The organism is Lentibacillus kapialis (assembly GCF_014646635.1).
Classification (GTDB): Bacteria; Bacillota; Bacilli; order Bacillales; family Amphibacillaceae; genus Lentibacillus; species Lentibacillus kapialis.
In genome coordinates this window covers 25,189-43,301 of record NZ_BMNQ01000027.1, presented here as the reverse complement: position 1 = coordinate 43,301, position 18,113 = coordinate 25,189, and the positions used below count along the sequence as shown (strand labels likewise).

Here is an 18,113-nt window from a genome sequence, read left to right as displayed (position 1 = left end):
ATTGACTTATCGAGGAGTCACGCTACAGCATTAGTGCTAGAGCCGGACGTGGCAATATTCGACGAAGTATCAATAGGGCTAAAAATTATATACTTTCTGATCTTCTTAGAAAAACTCGGCATTCGCCTCGCCTTATAGCGAATGCCGAGTTTTTCTTATAAGGTCATCCATATTTTATACTTTCTGACGTTATTAGAAAACTTGGCTTATCGCCAAGCTTTAATGGCGAAAGCCTTAGTTGCATTTATGCAGTAAGAAATAATTTATACTTTCTTAACTTCTAAAAAAGAAACGGAAGCATACGCCTCCGTTCCTTTACATCGCATCAAGCATTTCAAACTGTGATTTAACCAACTCAAAATAATCACCGCGCTGTTTCATGAGTTCATCATGACTGCCATTCTCAAGTATTTTGCCATTTTCCAGCACAAAAATATTATCAGATTCCCTGATGGTTGACAGACGGTGTGCAATCAGGATGGCCGTTCTGCCCGTTAAGAGCCTTTGCAGCGCCTTCTGAATTTTGACCTCGGTTTCAGTATCGATACTTGCAGTCGCTTCATCCAATATTAAAATCCTTGGGTTTGCCAGCAATGCCCTGGCAAAAGATAATAATTGCCGTTCACCTGCTGACAGGATATTCCCCCGCTCTTCCACTTCCGTTTCATATCCGTTTGCGAGCCTCTGAATGAAGTCATCTGCCCCGACCACTTTTGACGCGTCGATAACTTCTTGATCAGTTGCGTCCGGTCGGCCAAATCGGATATTTTCCATAATGTTGCCGGAAAAGATAAATGTGTCTTGTAAAACAACGCTGATTCCGCGACGCAAACTATCCAATTTGACATCCCGTAAATCGTGACCATCGATTTTGACCGAACCTGCCGTTGGATCATAGAACCGGTTGATCAAATTGGCAATCGTCGATTTTCCGCTTCCGGTGTGTCCTACCAAAGCAATAGTCTGACCAGCTTTTATATTCAATGATATCTCATGCAGTGCAGTTCGTTCTTCATCGTAGGAAAACGCCACATGGTCAAATTCAATCTGCCCGTTCATACCCGTTAATTCTGTACCATCTTTTTTGTCAACAACATTCGGTTGTTCATCAAGGAATTCAAAAATACGTTCCGATGCCGACATAGCCATCAGCAGTTGATTATACATCTGACCAAGGCGTGATATCGGCTCCCAGAACATACCGATATAAAATCCGAACGACACAAACGTTCCAATGGCGATACCACCGCCTGCCTCTCCCAATAATATAAGATAAGCACCATATGAGATAAGGATAACTGTCCCAAGTGCATTGCTCAATTCAACAAATGGGCCGAACATAGCGCTTTTCTTCGTAGCCGTCTGCCAGCTTTTAAAATTATCAGTGTTGACGCCGTCGAAATATTCTTCGTTAGCCTTTTCTTGAGAAAATGATTGTGTAATACGGATTCCTTGAATACTCTCATTAAGATGTGAATTCAGACGTGATTGCTGAATGCGCACATCTTGCCACGAGCGGCGGATATTGCGTCTGAGTTTTGTTGAAATATAAAACATAATAGGCAATATAACCATAATCGCCAGTGCCAGCTTCGGACTCAACGCCAATAAAATAACGACGATCCCGGTCAGGGTGACAACATCCATCAGCAAGTTGATGATTCCATTGGTGAAAAGTTCCTGAAGGGAGTTGGTATCGTTCATAATACGCACAATGATGGAGCCCCCGGAACGTGTATCAAAAAAGCGATGCGACAAGCGTTGAACATGCGAAAACAGATGCTGGCGCAAATCATAAATAACATTTTGCCCCAGAATATTCACCCATTTTATCCGAAAAACATTACCAATATAGCTCAGCGAATACAAAACAACAATGCCAATCACCATATAGGTCAGCAGCGTTATATTTTTATTTGCAATAACCATGTCAAAAGCAACTTTGCCAATGAGGATCGGAACAATCAATCGTACGGCTGTTGAAATAAACATCGCAATTACTGCGCCGGGCAAATATGTCTTGGCGTAAGGTTTCAAATATGTCAACAAGCGCCACATTTGCTTCCAGTTAAACGGCTTTTCCACCGCATGATCAATTGTGTAATAAAACCGGTTTAAATGACGATTTTTTTCTGGTGCTTCATGTGTCATAACGTCTCCCCCTTTAAGTGGCTGTTTCCATAATCTGCTCCCGGTCCTGATACTGAATGTTATAAATCCGCTCATACGGGCCATGATGACTGATTAACTCCTCGTGCTTACCGCGTTCAACAATTTCACCACCTTCAAGCACTAAAATTTCATCAGCATGTTTGAGCGACGATATGCGGTGGGCAATAATAAAGGTGGTCCGCCCCTTCATGACCTCCCTTAATGCTTGCTGAATCTTGAATTCGGTTTCCATATCGACAGCTGATGTCGCATCATCAAGCACCAATATGCTCGGGTTGATGCAGATGGCCCGGGCAATTGCAATTCGCTGCTTCTGTCCTCCTGAAAGCCCCATACCACGTTCGCCAAGCATCGTGTCATAGCCTTGTGGCATCGTCATAATAAAATCATGTGCCTGGGCTCTTTTGGCAGCATCAATGATCCGTTCCTCGGAAATGTCCGGGTCGCCGTAACGGATGTTTTCTCTGATTGTCGTTGAAAACAGAAACGATTCCTGCAACACAAATCCAATATGGCCGCGTAATGTTTGCAGTTTATAATCCTCAACCGGTCTGCCATCCACAAGCACTTTGCCTTTTTCAGGCTCATAAAAACGGGGGATCAGCTGTGTAATGCTCGTTTTTCCTGATCCGGTCGCTCCACTCAGCCCAATGACTTTCCCTTGCGGCGCATCAAACGTGACATGTTTAAGCGCTTTGTCGTCATTTTCCGTGTACGCTAACGTTACATCGTTAAATGTGACATGACCGTCTATTGGTGTATCGATAGCCTCCTCTTTTTCCACAACGTCCTCTTTTGCTTCCAATATGTCAAGAAGTCTCTCACCGGAGGCTTTTGCCTGGGAATACGTATTAATGACAAATCCCAGATTCATCAATGGCCCCATAATGTACCAGACAAGGCTGAAGAATGCTGTCAGCGCCCCCAGACTCAAATCCCCGTTCATAACAAGATAACCGCCATATCCCAGCAATAGAACAACACAAATATTGCCGATAAATTCCATCACCGGGAAATACTTTGCCCAGATACTGGATGTAAATAAATAATGTTGACGATAATTATCATTGCTGTCTGAAAAACGACCAACTTCAAAATTTTCCTTTGATAACGATTTCACTGTATTCATACCGCTGATATTTTCCTGTACACGCGTATTCAGTCTGCCGAATGATTTGCGGATCCCGCGGAATGCCGGATGAACCCGCTTATCGAATTTATAGACAACGATAGCTAAAAACGGCATTGAAACCATTGTAATTAAAGCGAGTGGTATTGAGTAATAGAACATGACACCCAAACTGAACAGGATTAGCATGGTGATTTCAATGAAATCCGATATCCCAAACGAGATAAAATTGCGAAAACCTTCCACATCTGTCGTTTTCCGTGACATCAGATCCCCGGTCCTGGCATTGTCATAGTACTTAAATGATAAGACCTGTAGCTTTTCATATAGTGCTTTACGAAGATTGTAAACAGCAGTTATGCCAAACAAATCCCCCATATATTGATGGAAAAACGACGCTACCCCCTTGAAAAGCATGATGAGAAAAAAGCCGGCAGCAATGTATGGGATCAATGAATACCGCTCCTGCAAGACTACTTCATCGATCGTCAACTGCAGCACGATCGGATAAACTACTGTTATGGCTACGACAAACAACAGGAAAAATAATGAAATAAATAAATACTTCCTGTGCGGCCAATAGAAATGTTTTAATTTTTTGAAAGTATTCATTAAAAATCCCCCTGATGACTTTTTGTAATATCTAATATAACGGGTTCCGAAATAAAATGCCACACCTTTTAATTAATTTTTTAAACTTTCTAATCCGGGATAAATCTAAATTAAATAAGGACAGCCCTTTTAAGCTGCCCCCCCGGTTAAATCAGTCTGCTAATTCTTTTCTGCAACAGTTGCAGTCCACCCGAACCCGAATGACGGTATCTTAATTTTCCATTCGTATCAAACAGATAATAACCCGGGACATACTTGTTTTGAAATTGGTTTGTTAATGAATGGTCATGATCGATTAAGATTGGAAAGGACACGTTATAACTCTTGACGACAGATTGAACTTCCGACAAATCCTGATCGCGCTCAGTACGTGGCATATGAACACCAATAACAGCCAATTGCTCATTATAAGCATCGCACAGTTCATTTACTTTTGGCATCGCTTTTTTGCATGTATCACAGCTAACTGACCAAAAATAGATGACGATCGGTTTATGACCGATCAAATCATGTTTGAACAATGGTTTGCTGTTAAGCCATTTCCCGGAATGTCCCAATTCCGGCATTTCTTCTCTCAATTTCATTGTTTAAAACCTCCATTATACAGCCTGGCTCACCTTTTGACGCGAGCAATTCTTTAACCACTTCTATATTCTATATGCTGAAAAGCTTTTCCGCGTACGGCGAGTCTGATTTAATTTCTGTTTTAAATTCTGTAATTTGGGTAATTTGTTGTTATCTGTCATTATATGTTTTAAAATGTTTACTGAAAGGAGAGTACATATGGAGATTTTTGGATTCAGCATCGATGTTGCCGGCTTACTGAAAAGTATCGTACCGGTTATCTTGCAAATTGGCTTAATGATTCTGGCATTTATTATTCTGGTGCCAATTGGTAAAAAAATCATTAAATCAACCTTAAACAAAGCGGGATCAAATCAAAAAGTATCCCCATCCCGGATTAAAACACTGGAAAAATTATTACTGAACGTGTTTACCTATGTTATGTTCTTTGTGTTGGTATTAATGTTGTTTGGGGTGCTCGACATTCCACTCGGGCCGTTACTGGCAGGGGCAGGTATTGTTGGCCTTGCTATTGGCTTTGGCGCCCAGGGACTTGTCAGTGATATTGTGACCGGGTTCTTCATCCTGCTGGAACGTCAGCTTGAGATTGATGATTATGCAACAACAGCCGGCTATGATGGTATTGTGGAAGAAATCGGGTTGCGTACGACAAAAATCCGCAGTTTCGATGGAACATTGAACTATGTCCCAAACCGCTACATCGAAGGGGTGGCGAACCATACCCGCGGGAACATGCGCGCGTTGGTTGACATAAGCATCCGGTATAACGACAATCTGGATGAGGCCATCACCGTGCTTGAAGAAGTTTGTGCCGGTTTCAAAGAAGATGAACGCTTTAAGGAAGGCCCTGATGCCATCGGTGTTCAAAGTTTCGGCACATCTGATATTGTTCTGCGTGTCGTTGGTCAAACTGAAAACGGCCTCCAATGGGAATGTGAACGCGCAATGCGGAAACAAATTAAAGAAGCCTTCAATCATGCAGGAATTGAAACACCCTTTCCTCAGCAAATTGCCGTTCATAACAATCAAAATTAATGTTAGAAAAACTCGGCATTCGCCTCGTCTTATAGCGAATGCCGAAGCTTTTCTTATAAGGTCATCCATAATTTATACTTTCTGACGTTACAAAAAACGCCGCATTCGCCCCAATACAGAGCAAGTACGGCGTCCACCAATGATTAACTGTATAGCATTTTTCCGGTGTATTTTAACAACGGACGGTCTGTTCTAAAGATCACTGCTGCTTTAATTTCTCATTCACTCTGTCACAAACTTCTTTGGCATTGGATCCGTCTGCATTGATTACCGAACCGGCGATACTTGCTGTTGACATACCCGAGACATCTTTATCCTGACCCGAAATAACACAGCAATCACAATAGGCGGTATCATCTTCTGAATGTAAATCAACGACATCATGCCCCATTTCTGCAAGAGCTTCCTTCACATCGGTCATGGTTTCTTCCACACCAATTCGCGCCATCGTTGCATACCTCCTTAGTTGCTATTACAAATACATGTCACCGTTAGTATTTCTTCATGACTTTTAAAATATGCAGTTCATGATTACGGGAAAACATGCACTGCTGTGAGCAAAGGTATTCATAAATGACGCTCATGTATGAGATTTCAATGTATAATAGTCCCGTTTCAGCTGCTTTAAAATAGTGCGCCTAGTCAGAATACCATCAAAATAGCCATCCTCATCAGCGACACATACGAATGGATAATTGATGACTGCCTTCATCCCTTCCATAAACGTGTCTGTTTTTGATAGAGACGGAATATCCGAATTCATAGCTTCATGCACCTGCAGTTGGGATAATTGTTCCATTTCAAAGCGTTCCAAACCCAGAACCTGATTTAAAATACGCGTTTTTCCGATTGTTCCTGCAAGTTTATACGATGAATCCAAAACAGGGACGGCAGAGTATCCTGACTTCACAAGTATTAGTAAAGCATGTTCTAACGGATTGTTGACCTGTACATGCGCTACTTTTTCCGAGGATATCATTAAATCACTGATTACAATATCTGTTAATTTCTTATCCTGTGTTGTACTCATAATAAAACGCTCCTTTTCAATCCTATACAATAAGGAGTTTATTATATTAACCTCATATCTAGTTTACCATAGGATGTGCAGTCATGACATGCAGGACAAAGTCAAAATTAAAAACGTCATATGATAGCCCTTACATTTCAATTAGCAAAAAAACCGTGGTAATTCTTAACCAGCCTCAATTGAAGAGGCCTTTCATGCAGGCGTGCCCACTTCACCGTCCTATCCGGATAAACCGGCACATGCTTGTGGCCGTGTTTTAAAATGGGTTCTGATTGAGCCACTGGCCACCATCCATTGTCACGACTTCTCCGTTTATGTACGCTGCCTTATCGGAAAGTAAAAAATATGCCAGTTCCGCAATTTCTTCCGGTTTGCCCAAACGCTGCAACGGTACAGAATGAAGTGTACGTTTTGCAGCTTCTTCAGACTCCCAAAGCTTCTCTGCGCCGCCAGTCCGTTCGATTGGTCCCGGAGCAATCGCATTAACACGAATGCCATACCTATTTCCCCATTCAACTGCCAGAGTTCGTGTCAGATTAAGCACGCCCGCTTTAGCCGCTGACGAGTGAGCTACACCTGCTCCGGCTTTCCAGGCATATGTCGCCACCATGTTAAGAATCGAACCATTCATTTTTTGATCGATCCAGTACTTGCCGGCTTCACGGCTACAATAAAATGTTCCGTTCAAAACGATGTCAATCACTGCGTTCCATCCATTGACAGACAGGTCTTCAGCAGGTGCAATAAAATTACCCGCTGCATTATTCACAAGGTGATCGAGTGATCCATATTGATCCACCGTTTCCGTAACCATCCGCTCAACATCTTCCGGTTTACGTACATCCATCGAAATCGGGTGCACATTTCCCTTGGACGTGTCCTCCAACTCTTGGCGTGCTGACTCCAGCCGCTCTTCATTACGCCCTGTTATCACAACATTGGCGCCTTCAGCAGCAAATTTGGCTGCCATATATTTCCCCATACCACTCGAAGCGCCCGTTACAACAACTGTCCTATTTTTCATCGTATCTCCCCCATTTCATTTTTCCCCTGTATTCATCATAAATTCAAATGACTTAAAAGGCAAAATATTAACAGTTTCTAACATCTATATCTTTCACTGGCATCATACTGTAATCCCATATAAAATAAGAATAGTCATTGATACTCAGTTTGAGAGGTAGAAACGTATGAACAGACGCACGTTCTTGAAACGATCAATCGGCAGTTTGCTCACGCTTCTTGGTTTAAGCGGTGGCACCTATTACTATGCACACGATATAGAACCCGGGATGCTTGATGTTAGCGATGCAGAGCTTTCGTCCGGCAAAATCCCACACGTTTTTGACGGCTTTAAAATTGTTCAGTTTTCCGACACGCACATCGGTTATCACTACACAATCGAACAATTTTCAGATCTTGTAAGCACCATTAATGCCCAAAACCCTGATTTAATCCTGTTTACCGGAGACCTTGTAGACAAGCCGCATACGTACAATTGGAACAGCGAAATTGTCCAAATACTGCAGCGTATAAAAGCAAAATATGGAAAGTATTGGATATATGGCAATCATGACCATGGCGGGTATGGAACTCAAATAGTAAAAAAAGTAATGGATGAGTCCGGTTTCAGCCTGTTGCAAAACAATCATACTACTATTAACATTGACAATCAGCAAATCGTTCTGGCGGGAATTGATGACGTCATGCTGGGTGAACCGGATCTTCAAACTTCTCTGAACGGCGCAAATCCTGACTTATATACCATTTTACTTGCGCATGAACCCGATTACGCTGATAATACCGTTCACTTTCCTGTTGACGTCCAGCTGTCAGGCCACAGTCACGGCGGCCAGGTCCGTCTGCCTTTTATTGGCCATCTTTACACCCCGCTTTATGCACACAAGTATGTGCAGGGAAAACACACATTCCAAAACGGAAAACTCAGCCTGTTTGTCAATCGTGGAATCGGTACAACACGTTTGCCATACAGATTCCTATGCAAGCCTGAGATTCATACGTACACCCTTAAAGCGGACCCGGCATCATAAAAGGGCTTCAGGACTGTCTTGCCCTGCTTTCTTCCATACATTCGTAACACTTTGTTCATAGTTTTTTTCTGAAAAAAGTGATACACTTGAGAATGATTACCACTAGGAGGAAAGCACATGGCACAATTTAAATGGGTTTTTCCGCTGTTATTATTCGCTGTATTTTTAAGCGCATGCGGGAATCAATATGATGGTGATTTTTCATATAAAGTGCAAGATTTCACGTTTACGAACCAGGATAGCGAAAAAGTGAGCAAAAGCGATCTGAAAGGTGAATTTTGGGTAGCTGATTTCATTTTCACAAATTGTACAACGGTATGCCCGCCAATGACTTCGAACATGTCTTCGCTGCAGGATCAGCTTGCAGAAGCAGGTCTTGATGATGTCCGGCTCATTTCATTCAGTGTCGATCCGAAAAACGATACACCGGAAGCACTAAAAAATTATGCCAAGCAACGCGACGGGACGTTTGAAAACTGGGATCTTCTGACAGGCTATGATTTTGAGACAATCAAAGAGTTTTCCGTCAAATCATTTAAATCAGCCGTTGAGCAGCTCCCAGATTCAGATCAGGTTATGCATGGTACAAGCTTCTTCATTGTTACCCCGGAAGGCAATGCGATCAAGAACTATGATGGACGCAAAGCTGGAAACATGGAAAAAATAGTAGAAGATATTCAGGCTATGAAATAATGAAACGTCAATTAAAGACATAGCCATTTCTGCTGAATGGCAGCTGAATTGGTCATCTACATGCTCGATGTTAAATGAGCGGGGATTAATCCCCGCTCATTTTAAATTGAACTTATGCTGGCAATAAGGTACGATAGAAACATGCAAGATGAACACATAAGAAAGGAGTGCCCTTTGAATGCATGAGAAAGAAACTGTTTCGCTCAATGATCTCGGTAAAGCGCTTTTCACCATAAACCGTCACGCCAAAACTGCTCCGGACCCCAAACATCTATATCATATCAAGAAGGAATCAATCAGCCGGTTATTGAAAGAAAAGCGTGCCGAAAAGATTGGTCTTCACTTCTCGAACAATCCAAGATTCAGCAATCAGCATTCAACACTTTTAGTTAAAGTGGACAAGTATTTTTTTCATATTCCTCCAACGAAAGACGACTTCAAAGAACTTGAACATTTAGGTGAGCTCGACCAGAGCTACCGTAACCCTTCAACAAAGATGTCACTTTCACAAGCCAAAAAGATAGTCTACCGCCACATAGACTGGCAGCCAGTCAAAAAGACACAAAACCGCTCGAACCGGAAAAAATACCGGTCCTCCTATTTCACGCCATCATCACTGGGAAAAATAGACTGGCCTCCCGGCAAAACAAAACGAAAAACACGTTAAAATGCCGGTAGAAAAACGACGGCATTCGCCCCCTCTTATAGCGAATGCCGACGTTTTTCTTATAAGATCATCCATAAATTAGACGAACAAATCCAAAATGATGAAAAGTCTTCAGTTGGATGTCACGCTTTTCTTTTATAAAAAAGTGATAATTATAGAGTTGTGCTTATCCGTCATACGCGCTTCTTTTTATTGCGAAAGACCTGAAGTAATAAGTGAATCCCTCCCAGACATCCGCCAAAAACCGCCAGACTATGTAAGGTGACTTCCAGCATAGAACGACGGAAAACGGCTGATAAAGCAATACCTCCGAAAAGAACCACCAGAACAAGCAAACTGCTCATAACGTAGTTTAATAATGTGACTGATTTAGAGTCAACAATCCACTTTATGAACGGACGAACAAACATATAGATGCCGCTAATCGCTATTATCATAAAAATGTATGCAGGGTTTATCTGTTCTGATAACATTTGTACTACCTTCGTTATACCCATGCCATCCAACAATTGCTTTCACCTCTTCCCTGCCAGTTTATTATCCAATATGAACCAATCTCTTTCGTATTATACGTCGATACTCTCTGGTATAATGTCAGCAATAAACATAGTTTGGGGGGATACGGACTTTGAATAAAGCGTTTCTTTACATTATACTCGGTGCCGCACTGTGGGGAACGATCGGATGGTATGTGAAGAACTTGTATGCATATGGTTTCACACCTATGGAAGTCGTGATCTTGAGAGTTTGGTCCGCTGCCCTATTATTGGTGCTTTTCTTGATTATCAAGGAACCAAAAAAACTGAAACTGACGTCCTTTTCTGATATAAAATACTTTATTGGCACAGGGATTTTCAGTATTGTTTTTTTCAATTTCTGCATGTTCACGGCCATTCATCTATCAACCATTCCAGTGGCAACGGCCCTCCTTTACACGGGGCCGGCATTTGTTACCATATTATCTTTCATACTCTTTCAGGAACCGCTGACAAAGCCTAAAATCACGGCTCTTATAATCACTATCTTTGGCAGTGCCCTTGTTGTCGGTTTGATTCCCCTTAACTTGAACACGCTGCAGCTGGCAAGCATTTTGTTCGGATTGGGATCAGGATTTGGCTATGCGCTTTACAGCATTTTCAGTAAATTTGCATTGAAAAAATACACAACGTTAAGCATTACAGCCTATACATTTATCATAGCAGCCATCTCATTGCTGCCATTTTTCCCTTACCAAGAAAAATTACCTGTATTGATGCAGCCCCGTGTCTTATTTTTTGCCGTTGGACTTGGTTTTCTTCCAACAGCATTCGCTTATCTCATTTACACATACGGGCTGAACAAAACAGAGGCATCCAAAGCCTCGATTCTAACGACAGTAGAACCGGTCGTAGCAACGTGGATTGGCATATTCATTTTTCAAGAAGCTTTTACGACAGCACAAATGATCGGTATGGTGTGCATAATCGGTGCCGTCATTCTTATGCAGATCAGCTCCCGCCGGGCAAAAATATCCTAAAATAGTGAGTTTAATCACGTCATTTCGGGCGAAAAGTCGTTATGATTTAGGTAAGTTCAATTTAAGGAGGCAATGCAATGACTGAATTTACCATTGAACATAAACCGGCTGACATCGTCAAAATGTATCCAAAAGCAAGCGACTTATTTAAAAAGAAGCGCATTGATTTTTGCTGCGGCGGGGACCGGCCGCTTGCGGAAATTTTTAAAGAACGTAACATAGATGAAGAAGAAGTGATGGGTGAGCTTAATCTTTCCTATCAGAATTGGCAAAAGGAAGATCATGAAGTCATTGATTGGGATGCCAAAGCCCCCGGTGAATTAATTGATCACATCGTTCATACACACCATGCTTATTTGTGTGAAGAACTGCCCGCACTAGGGAAATTTGTTTCAAAAATCTTCCGTGTTCACGGCAAGAATCATCCGCATTTAAAAGAGCTTCACAAGCTTTACAACGCGTTTAAGACAGAGATGGAGGAACATTCGGTCAAGGAAGAAGAAGAAGTTTTTCCACTGATTAAGGAATACGAGGAAAATCCAAGTGACCAACTCCTGGAACAGATTCATCTAGCCAATGGCGACCTGGAAGATGAACATGATACGTGCGGCAATATTCTGAAGCGCATGCGCGAGATCACTGAGGGATTTCAGCCGCCAATTGATGCGTGCAATTCCTACCGTATCACCTATGCACGGCTCGCAGAATTGGAGAGCGATACATTTCAGCATATCCACCTAGAGAACCACGTCCTGTTTAAAAAATTATAGCCGGTTTCAGAAAAGCTCGGTATTCGCCTTAATTTATAGCGGATGCCGAGCTGTTCTTATAAGGTCCTCCATAACTTTCTGATGTTTAGAAAAACTCGGCATTCGCCTCGTCTTATAGCGAATGCCGAAGCTTATAAGGTCAACCATTTTATATTTTCTGACGTTATAAGAAAAAGAGAGACATTTTTAGATGCCCCTCTTTTTTGCGTTTGAACAAGCGTTTAGGATATTTTATCCACTTTATCAGCATTTCGATCGGCTGCTTTTTTATCAAGTCGTTGTTCGATTTGTTTGAGTTTTCGATCATCTTCAAGCAGTTCCTGTTTATTCTGTTTAACCAGATCTTCAAAAGTCTGATGTTTTAAACGCATATGGTCATACACTCCTTCATGATGGATCATTCAAAAAGCTATCGCACGAACTTTTCGAATCATCTATTTTGTTTTATTTACAGTATACCCTATATTTCCTTATACTACTCAAAATTATTTGAACATTTTATAACATTTATTATGATTCAAGAATACTTGAGACTCCCAGCCGGAATTTAAGCACATGTTTTACCTCAGTGAAATCACTAGCGTTGCACAAAATTTTCAAGTAAAAGTCAAGCAATAAATGTTGTGAATAAAGGTAATTTTCACTATTAAGAGTTATAAAAAAACCTTATAATTAGGGTGTGGTAGTCCTGTCCTGCAACAACAATGTACTTTGAACAAACCTTAGCACAATACGTATCGGGTGATATTGCTCATTTGAACAATTTAACTTATGATCCTGTCAACTAAATAAATGTAAAAAAATGGATGTAGAACTACCTTTATAGCCTTGTTGTCCTTTTTTCTTCCATGTAGGATTGTCTGTATCAGAAATTTCAGTTATTAATCCCGATCATGAAATCAATTGTTTGACTTCGCTATTATTTTTTATGCAACGCTAGTGGAATGAAATAAAAGATCAATCAATCCATATAGGAAACAAGGAAGAGATAGAGGGGGAAACACTAAGGATGTTTGCGCTTGCGGTTACACATAAGAGGCGGAAAAGGGTCAAGGTCGTGTGAATTTCACTTTACTTTTTCCCGATTATTCGTATGTTTCATAGATTGGTACAGATTTAACAGCTTGTCCAATTCCTGGCTGATCCTTACAGATTCCGGACTTGTAAAACCTTTTTCCATCGCAACATCAGTCATCCTGTTTCGCAAATATTCAATGCGTCTTAAAATCGTATCTTCAGCACACATATGGTCTAAAGGGCACCTCCATGACAGACTTACTTAACTCTAGCATAATTCAACAAATCATGACAAGTTTTAATTGAAATTTCTGGAAAAACTCTTTCGCTTGGGAGGAATTTAAACTGGATCATAAATCTCGTGGCAAGTAGATGTGTTTACTGTTATATCACACACGTATGGAAAATGAAAGGATATCGTCGGCAAGAAGAGGCAGCCGTCGGATCAGAGCTTATTATTCTCCTATAAACCAATGATCGCTGACAAGGGTCAGACATACACTAAAGTATCTGACCCTTATGCTTATTCATTATCAAAAATACAATAGCCAATATTAAGTACAAGCAATCCAAAACAAACAATACCAAAGGCTGTTTCCCACACTCCCATGTTTGTACCTCCTTCGTGCAGTTTATAAGGTCTAATCTTCCCTTTCATCATACCAATTTCATCGTATTAATGAAAGTAAAACTTCTATTAGTGCAATGGCTTTCCCTGGTTGATGCGGACTAGAGCTAAAATATGATAAACTTGGAATAAGATGTTATCCGTATATCCTTTAATAATCCAGAGCGAAAGCAGGTGTGATGATGCACCACTGTCCCTATTGTGGCACAAAAGTTCAGAATAATGAATCCTATTGCATAAAATGCGGAAAAAAACTACCGGAAGACATGCATGAACGCCTTACAAACACGAAAACATTCAATAAAAACTGGTATTTTCCAATATCGATTATGGTACTCATTCTGTTGACTTGTGTTTTTTATTATCTGTTTTTGCAATCACAGGCATCTCAAGCAAAAGAACTATACAATAAAGGCGAGGAAAATGCTATGGAAGGTCACTATCAGGAAGCAAACGACGCCCTGAAGTTAGCCCTTGAACATAATCAGTCATTTCCGCAGGCTGATGTAGCCTTAAATTTTGTCGATATTGCAAAAATTGCCGAAAAAGATATGCAACGGGCGAAAAATCTTCTTGAAGAACAGGAATTCCAAAAAGCACTCGCGCTCATCAATGAAGCAGAAAGCAGTTTATCCAATTTCAATGGTGATACGGTTATTCCATTAATCAATAAGCTGACAGAGAAACGTAATACAATTAAATTGGAACAGCTTAAATACGAACTGGAACAGGACCCAAGCATCAATGAGTTAAAAACGCTATTATGGGAAGCCGATGCCATTCAAAATGAGGAGGCTGAGAAGATAACCGGCAATATCCGTACACGTATTGTTGAACATACGTTTTCCAAGGCAAATGAACAATTAAACGATAAACAATTTTCAGATGCTCTGCTGGTGGTTGAAGATGGGATGAAATATGCACCGGAATCTGAAAAATTACAAAGTCTGAAGACTACGATTGAAAAGGAAAAAACGGCATTTGAGACAGCGCAGCAACAGCGCATTGAACAGGCTATCAATTCAGCTGAAGAGGAACGGAAGCTGAATGAGAATGATGCGATTGAGCTCGTTTCGGTCAATGTCGAAAAAGATGAACAAGGGAAAGCAGTCATAAAAGGAAAAGTAAAAAGTGTCGCGACTATCCCAATCAATACCATTTTGGTTAAATATGAACTGCTGAATGATGATGAAGCCTTTTTATCCAATAAAGTATATGTCTATCCGGACAAACTTTATCCGGATCAAACCGGCGAGTTTGATTTCACACATTTCGATATTGATCAAAAAAAACAAATTGATATCAAAGTGAAGACAATCAAATGGTATATTGATCAATAAACCATTTAAATGCTCACGTACTTGAAACCCATGATCAAATAGCCATCAACGAGGTGACCACATGCATAAAAAATATCTGGGACCGCTGATTGTATCTATATTGCTCGTTGCAGCCGGCATTACGATAGTGACTATGATATATAATACATGGCGATCAAATCCCATATCAGTAAACAACCCTGGCATTAACATGGTGGAATCAAACACCCGCAACCTGGACCTGAAATCAATTATCCATAATGCCGAAAAAAGTGTTGTCCAGATAGAGGGCAAAACGGAACAGAAAACAATCACCGGATCCGGATTTTTGTTTAATGAAAAAGGCGATATCATCACAAATGCCCACGTTGTAAAAGATGCTGACGTAATTGACGTTCGTACAACTGACGGTCGGGTTTACCCTGCAGCAATAGTTGGAACAGGTAAAGATACGGACATTGCCGTTATCCGTGTACAACAGCTGGCCAATCAAAATTCCTTGACGATTGAAAACGATACAAAAGCAGAAATTGGAGATGCAGTCATCGCACTTGGCAGCCCTCACGGCTTCCAAAACACGGTTACCCTGGGGATCATTTCAGGAACGGAACGCAATTTCACAGTTGATGGATTCAATTATGAAAATGTCTATCAAATTTCCGCGCAAATAACCGAGGGCAACAGCGGAGGACCGTTGATTAACCGGGAAACCGGCAATGTTATCGGCATTAATTCGGTGGGCACTGATGATGGAACAATCGGTTTCAGTATTCCTGCAGATGAAATCTATGACCAAGTGACAACCTGGTCAAAAAAGGCGCAAAATGATCAGCTGGTATATAAAAATGCCGATGAGATCACCACCACAGACAATACCGATCAGCTTATTGAAGATGCCGAATATGTAGCGGATTACTTTTTCGAAAGCATCAGCATAAGAGACTATGTCGGGGCTTACACACTGCTTGGAAGCCCAATGCAATCATCCCGGTCTTATTCGGAGTTTCGAGAAGACTATATCCATTTTAAAAACCTTGAATATTCTGGTCTTTCCAGCACCGTTACAGACGAAAAACAGGTTAAAACGTCCGTCACCGTTACGACGGAAATAAAATCGTCGGATAAGAAAAAAACAAGCAAAGAAAAAATCACCTATAAACTGACGATCGGACACGAAAATGATCAGTTAAAAATTCTCGATATCAAAAAATCATGATGATTAAGGCGAAGCTTCAGTCAAGGGGAGGCTGACTGACAATTGAACACCGCATATGAGCGATTGGGAGCCATCAACCAATAATCATTTTCTCTTTAGGATAGTGATACTTCCCTACATTTTTATTATCTTTAAAGATAAGCAAGAAGGTAATAATCCCTATTCTACCAATAAACATTAATATCATCAGAATAATCTTACTGATACTTGACAGGTTATCCGTTATACCAAGAGATAAACCGACCGTTCCAAACGCCGAGGTTGCTTCAAAAAGGATTTCAGACAATTCAAATGGTTCCACAATGGATATCATAATCATTGCAGTAAAAACAAATATAAAACCCATTAATGTCACCATGACGGCTTTTAACAAATCCTCCTCATATACTTCACGATTGAAAAGCCGAATATTCCCCTTTCCCCTCGCGTACGTAATGATGAATATGACAACCAGCGCAAATGTCGTTGTCCTGACACCTCCCCCGGCACTACTCGGAGAGGCTCCGATGAACATGAGGACGGACATGAACAAGTGGTTCGGCTCGGACAGTTGACTGACATCCATTGTACTCAGTCCGCCGCTTCGTGTTGTAACCGACTGAAACAAAGAATAGAACAATACTTCGTGCCAGGATTTACCTGCAAAAAAGTCACCTATATCCAGCAGCATAATGAAAATAGTCCCTATGATAACCAATACAAAAAAGGTCAACGTCGTGACTTTGGTAAACAATGAAAAACGAAATGTATTGCCTTTGCTTCCACTTCCAATTAAAAATTCTTTTATTTCGACCAAAACCGGATAGCCAATTGCTCCGAATATAATCAGCAGCATATTGATGAACTGGACAAAGTAATCATCCTTAAACAGTACAAGGGATTGACCGGTAATATCGAAACCCCCATTTGTCGTTGCACTGATCACTCCGAAAAATCCTTGAAAATAAGCTTCTTTTGCTGTCGGGAAATACTGCAGAAAGTATGTTCCAAGAATCAGAAAACCGATTAACTCAATAATCAGAAGGACGGATAAAATTTCCTTTATTAACCGAACAATCCCCGAAAAGGATGTCTGATTTTGGTCTGCCATAATCAGCCGACGTTCTCTGAGTCCGATTTTTTTACCGACAATCATCCAGATAAACGTTCCCACTGCCATAACACCGACACCGCCTAACTGAAGAATGACGGCAAGCATCGTGATACCAGTTGTGCTAAATGTATCAGCAATTGTTAAAGTGCTCAAACCGGTTACACTCAGCGCGCTAACAGCCGTAAATAATACGTCAATGAACGGCGGTTCCACCCCATCCTGATGAGCTGCAGGGAGTGCCAGAAGTGCCGTAGCCAGAATAACGGCTATAAAATAAAACAGGAAAATCAATTGGACCGGTGATAATTGATTCACCCACCGTATAAAAGAATGTTTCATCATATCTACCCCCTGCAATTGTCGTTAAATTATTTGCTGTTTTTGAAAAACACGTCGTTCATCTCGCCTTATAGTGCGTGTTCAAAAAGGAGGATAAAAAGGACCAAGAAGTTCGAGGCGGCGCAGTTTCGAGCAGCGGAATGTATGCCTTTAGATACATGAGCAGCGGAGAAACAAGCCAACGAAGAAATTCAAAGTGTCATTTTTACCGGACTTTTTGAACTACCTCTTATAGCGATTT

At 41.1% G+C, this 18,113-nt stretch carries 19 protein-coding genes; 8 read left to right on the top strand and 11 right to left on the bottom strand.

The window, feature by feature from the left end; translation table 11 throughout:
• Positions 1-315: 315 nt before the first annotated feature.
• The 3 genes from IEW67_RS10400 to IEW67_RS10390 form a co-directional block, all read right to left on the bottom strand.
• Positions 316-2,151, bottom strand: coding sequence for an ABC transporter ATP-binding protein (locus tag IEW67_RS10400; RefSeq protein WP_188633005.1), 1,836 nt, complete (start codon positions 2,149-2,151; stop codon positions 316-318).
• Between the two features lie 13 nt (positions 2,152-2,164).
• Entirely contained in the window at positions 2,165-3,913 is a 1,749-nt protein-coding gene (locus tag IEW67_RS10395; RefSeq protein WP_188633004.1) for an ABC transporter ATP-binding protein, read from the bottom strand.
• A 146-nt stretch (positions 3,914-4,059) separates the two neighbouring features.
• Positions 4,060-4,497 carry a redoxin domain-containing protein gene (locus IEW67_RS10390; protein WP_188633003.1) on the bottom strand — a complete coding sequence of 146 codons (438 nt, stop codon included), beginning with the start codon at positions 4,495-4,497 and terminating at the stop codon, positions 4,060-4,062.
• A gap of 199 nt (positions 4,498-4,696) precedes the next feature.
• Between IEW67_RS10390 and IEW67_RS10385 the strand changes: the two genes are divergently transcribed.
• Positions 4,697-5,533 (top strand): mechanosensitive ion channel family protein, encoded by an 837-nt coding sequence (locus IEW67_RS10385; protein ID WP_188633002.1) that lies wholly within the window; start codon positions 4,697-4,699, stop codon positions 5,531-5,533.
• Positions 5,534-5,732: 199 nt separating this feature from the next.
• Here the strand turns inward: IEW67_RS10385 and IEW67_RS10380 are convergent, their stop codons facing one another.
• The 3 genes from IEW67_RS10380 to fadH all read right to left on the bottom strand — a co-directional run bounded on the left by IEW67_RS10380 (position 5,733) and on the right by fadH (position 7,587).
• Positions 5,733-5,981 (bottom strand): YkuS family protein, encoded by a 249-nt coding sequence (locus tag IEW67_RS10380; RefSeq protein WP_188633001.1) that lies wholly within the window; start codon positions 5,979-5,981, stop codon positions 5,733-5,735.
• Positions 5,982-6,113: 132 nt separating this feature from the next.
• Positions 6,114-6,563 carry a cyclic-di-AMP-binding protein CbpB gene (gene cbpB, locus IEW67_RS10375; RefSeq protein WP_188633000.1) on the bottom strand — a complete coding sequence of 150 codons (450 nt, stop codon included), beginning with the start codon at positions 6,561-6,563 and terminating at the stop codon, positions 6,114-6,116.
• 256 nt (positions 6,564-6,819) lie between these two features.
• Entirely contained in the window at positions 6,820-7,587 is a 768-nt protein-coding gene (gene fadH, locus IEW67_RS10370; protein WP_188632999.1) for a 2,4-dienoyl-CoA reductase, read from the bottom strand.
• A gap of 166 nt (positions 7,588-7,753) precedes the next feature.
• On the opposite strand from fadH, the gene IEW67_RS10365 reads away from it, so the two are divergent.
• From IEW67_RS10365 to IEW67_RS10355, 3 genes are all read left to right on the top strand, one after another.
• Positions 7,754-8,614, top strand: coding sequence for a metallophosphoesterase (locus tag IEW67_RS10365; protein WP_188632998.1), 861 nt, complete (start codon positions 7,754-7,756; stop codon positions 8,612-8,614).
• 117 nt (positions 8,615-8,731) lie between these two features.
• Entirely contained in the window at positions 8,732-9,307 is a 576-nt protein-coding gene (locus IEW67_RS10360; RefSeq protein ID WP_188632997.1) for an SCO family protein, read from the top strand.
• A 178-nt stretch (positions 9,308-9,485) separates the two neighbouring features.
• Complete coding sequence (locus tag IEW67_RS10355; protein WP_188632996.1) at positions 9,486-9,974, top strand: YkyB family protein; 489 nt, start codon at positions 9,486-9,488, stop codon at positions 9,972-9,974.
• Between the two features lie 173 nt (positions 9,975-10,147).
• On the opposite strand, the gene IEW67_RS10350 is transcribed toward IEW67_RS10355, so the two are convergent.
• Complete coding sequence (locus IEW67_RS10350; RefSeq protein ID WP_188632995.1) at positions 10,148-10,483, bottom strand: hypothetical protein; 336 nt, start codon at positions 10,481-10,483, stop codon at positions 10,148-10,150.
• Between the two features lie 119 nt (positions 10,484-10,602).
• On the opposite strand from IEW67_RS10350, the gene IEW67_RS10345 reads away from it, so the two are divergent.
• Complete coding sequence (locus tag IEW67_RS10345; protein WP_188632994.1) at positions 10,603-11,490, top strand: DMT family transporter; 888 nt, start codon at positions 10,603-10,605, stop codon at positions 11,488-11,490.
• 77 nt (positions 11,491-11,567) lie between these two features.
• Positions 11,568-12,260, top strand: coding sequence for an iron-sulfur cluster repair di-iron protein (ric, locus tag IEW67_RS10340; RefSeq protein ID WP_188632993.1), 693 nt, complete (start codon positions 11,568-11,570; stop codon positions 12,258-12,260).
• A 221-nt stretch (positions 12,261-12,481) separates the two neighbouring features.
• On the opposite strand, the gene IEW67_RS10335 is transcribed toward ric, so the two are convergent.
• The 3 genes from IEW67_RS10335 to IEW67_RS10325 form a co-directional block, all read right to left on the bottom strand.
• Positions 12,482-12,631 (bottom strand): FbpB family small basic protein, encoded by a 150-nt coding sequence (locus tag IEW67_RS10335; protein ID WP_188632992.1) that lies wholly within the window; start codon positions 12,629-12,631, stop codon positions 12,482-12,484.
• 695 nt (positions 12,632-13,326) lie between these two features.
• The gene (locus IEW67_RS10330) at positions 13,327-13,506 is read right to left on the bottom strand and encodes an aspartyl-phosphate phosphatase Spo0E family protein (RefSeq protein ID WP_188632991.1); all 180 of its coding nucleotides are present in this window, start codon (positions 13,504-13,506) and stop codon (positions 13,327-13,329) included.
• A 294-nt stretch (positions 13,507-13,800) separates the two neighbouring features.
• Positions 13,801-13,938, bottom strand: a complete 138-nt coding sequence (locus tag IEW67_RS10325) for a hypothetical protein (protein WP_188632990.1) — start codon at positions 13,936-13,938, stop codon at positions 13,801-13,803.
• 146 nt (positions 13,939-14,084) lie between these two features.
• Between IEW67_RS10325 and IEW67_RS10320 the strand changes: the two genes are divergently transcribed.
• Together IEW67_RS10320 and IEW67_RS10315 are read left to right on the top strand one after the other, a co-directional pair.
• Positions 14,085-15,245 (top strand): zinc ribbon domain-containing protein, encoded by a 1,161-nt coding sequence (locus IEW67_RS10320; protein ID WP_373288514.1) that lies wholly within the window; start codon positions 14,085-14,087, stop codon positions 15,243-15,245.
• 61 nt (positions 15,246-15,306) lie between these two features.
• Positions 15,307-16,440: a S1C family serine protease gene (locus IEW67_RS10315; protein WP_188632989.1), complete on the top strand. Its 1,134-nt coding sequence runs from the start codon at positions 15,307-15,309 to the stop codon at positions 16,438-16,440.
• A 73-nt stretch (positions 16,441-16,513) separates the two neighbouring features.
• Here the strand turns inward: IEW67_RS10315 and IEW67_RS10310 are convergent, their stop codons facing one another.
• A complete protein-coding gene (locus IEW67_RS10310; RefSeq protein WP_188633008.1) occupies positions 16,514-17,872 on the bottom strand; it encodes a TrkH family potassium uptake protein in 1,359 nt (452 codons plus the stop codon).
• Positions 17,873-18,113: the final 241 nt, after the last annotated feature.